The sequence below is a fragment of the Pseudomonas sp. P5_A2_2 genome (genome assembly GCF_054177685.1).
In genome coordinates this window covers 1-1,671 of record NZ_JBGCUL010000959.1, presented here as the reverse complement: position 1 = coordinate 1,671, position 1,671 = coordinate 1, and the positions used below count along the sequence as shown (strand labels likewise).

General features: G+C 52.8%; 2 protein-coding genes and 1 pseudogene. 2 read left to right on the top strand and 1 reads right to left on the bottom strand.

Translation table 11 applies throughout. The features are described from left to right. Positions 1-300: pseudogene (locus ACXRVY_RS27775) on the bottom strand (amidohydrolase family protein); the annotation flags it as partial. A 566-nt stretch (positions 301-866) separates the two neighbouring features. Here ACXRVY_RS27775 and ACXRVY_RS27770 point away from each other — a divergent pair. Continuing rightward, positions 867-1,187 (top strand): isochorismate lyase, encoded by a 321-nt coding sequence (locus ACXRVY_RS27770; protein WP_108219545.1) that lies wholly within the window; start codon positions 867-869, stop codon positions 1,185-1,187. Between the two features lie 145 nt (positions 1,188-1,332). Further along, positions 1,333-1,671, top strand: a 339-nt coding sequence (locus ACXRVY_RS27765; protein WP_458238806.1) for a GNAT family N-acetyltransferase, incomplete at its 3' end; no start/stop codon positions are given.

The window sequence follows — 1,671 nt, the reverse complement described above, 5'->3', positions numbered from 1 at the left end:
AGCAGGTTCTGCCTTGATCGTCCCCACCAGTTTGACGTCCCCATCGCGCAGAGGGTTGGCCGCCTGGAGATGCTTGAGTTCGTCAAATGAAGCAAATACGTTTTCTGAATCAGGCAGAATACTTAAATGGACATTATTGAGGAGCGTCGGAGCAATTCCGGCATCGATCAATGTATCCAGATAAGCCGTCAGCGGATGCGGCTCAGGTAATGCATAGGGCAGCGAACCGGCCACTCGGCGCAGGTCTTGCGATGTATAAAAATGAACGTGACTGTCTATTCTTTTGATCAACGGCAGCATGATTATTGTTTCCTGCTTTTGTGCGAAAACAATAATCGTCGTCAGCGCTTCGTCGCTCCCCCCAACTCGACGTGTAGTATCAAAATTTCGCCATGCGCGATTTTGTGGGCAAGGAGTATTTGGAAATCAGCGCATGGATGTGAAGAGGCGAAATAACCCTTGGGATTCTCTGTTGCAAGACTGGCAGGACTCCAGAGTCGTGAAAATGAAGTCCTGAGCGGTCGATGAGTCAGTGGGCTGTCAAGCGGATGGCGAAAAATTGATGGATTTTGACCGTCTGTGATTGCGTTCCCGGATCCCCAAATGTTTGGCGACGATTGAGCGTTGCGCCGCCAAAGCATCCCCTTGGATTTTCAGCTGGCCTGAACTCAGGCACGACCACCATCGGAGAACCTGCTCACCACACTGCGTGGTTTTTTGGCTAAGGCAGATCGGCGAACTCTTTAAACCACGTTAATCGATAAGGCAGCGGATTTTATGGTATTCAAGCTGTATCGCTCACGGAAGACAGCGCGCCGATACTTCTTCCAAAGGCCCACGAACTTTCAGCAAACGGAGTCAACTACATGGACGTCATCAATCAGTTGCAGCCCGAAGAGTGTGCAGGCATGGAGGATATCCGCCGCGAAATCGATGCCCTTGATCAGGTTGTTATCAAGCTGTTGGGCAAGCGTTTTCACTATGTACTGGCGGCCTCGAAGTACAAGACCTCAGCGACTTCGGTGCGTGCTCCGGAGCGTTTCAAGGCCATGTTGGCGACACGACGCGAGTGGGCCGAGGCCGAGGGCCTGAGCCCGGATGCAATCGAGAAGATGTACAGTGACCTGGTGAACCACTTCATTGCAGAAGAGATGAAACACTGGGCGGCTCATCAATCCGACACCTGACTCTAGTGTCCGGACTGTCTGCCATGGGTTGTGGGTTTCGGTCAGTCATTACAGGCCGTGATCGGCCAGTTGCGGACATGCCATTGCTTTCCAGCCCCCTGAACTAGCAGCTAAGGTACTGATTCAAGGAGCTTGGAGACGAGCAATGAAACTGAACCACAGGCCAGTGAAGGCTAGCGACGTTAAAGTGATCTGCGGCTTTCCTCAGAACGCTCAAGAGTTGTTTTTCATGTTTCCGAAGGCGCACTTCCCGCTAACGGAAACGCRGTTGATTACCGCGATCTCCCAACGCTTCGACTCTACCGTCGTGGAGATCAATGGGACTGTCGTTGGGTTTGCCAATTTCTATCGAGCGCAACGCAATGGCGTTTGCTGTATCGGCAATGTCATCGTCTCGCCGAGCGCTCGGGGCGAAGGAGTGGCGACGTTTATCGTAGAGACGATGACCGGCTTGGCATTCGAGCGTTACGACGCCCGCGAGGTG

What these genes read in the sequence shown, in the direction of transcription:
- ACXRVY_RS27770 (WP_108219545.1), top strand. Translation starts at nt 867, where the DNA reads ATGGACGTCATCAATCAGTTGCAGCCCGAAGAGTGTGCAGGCATGGAG.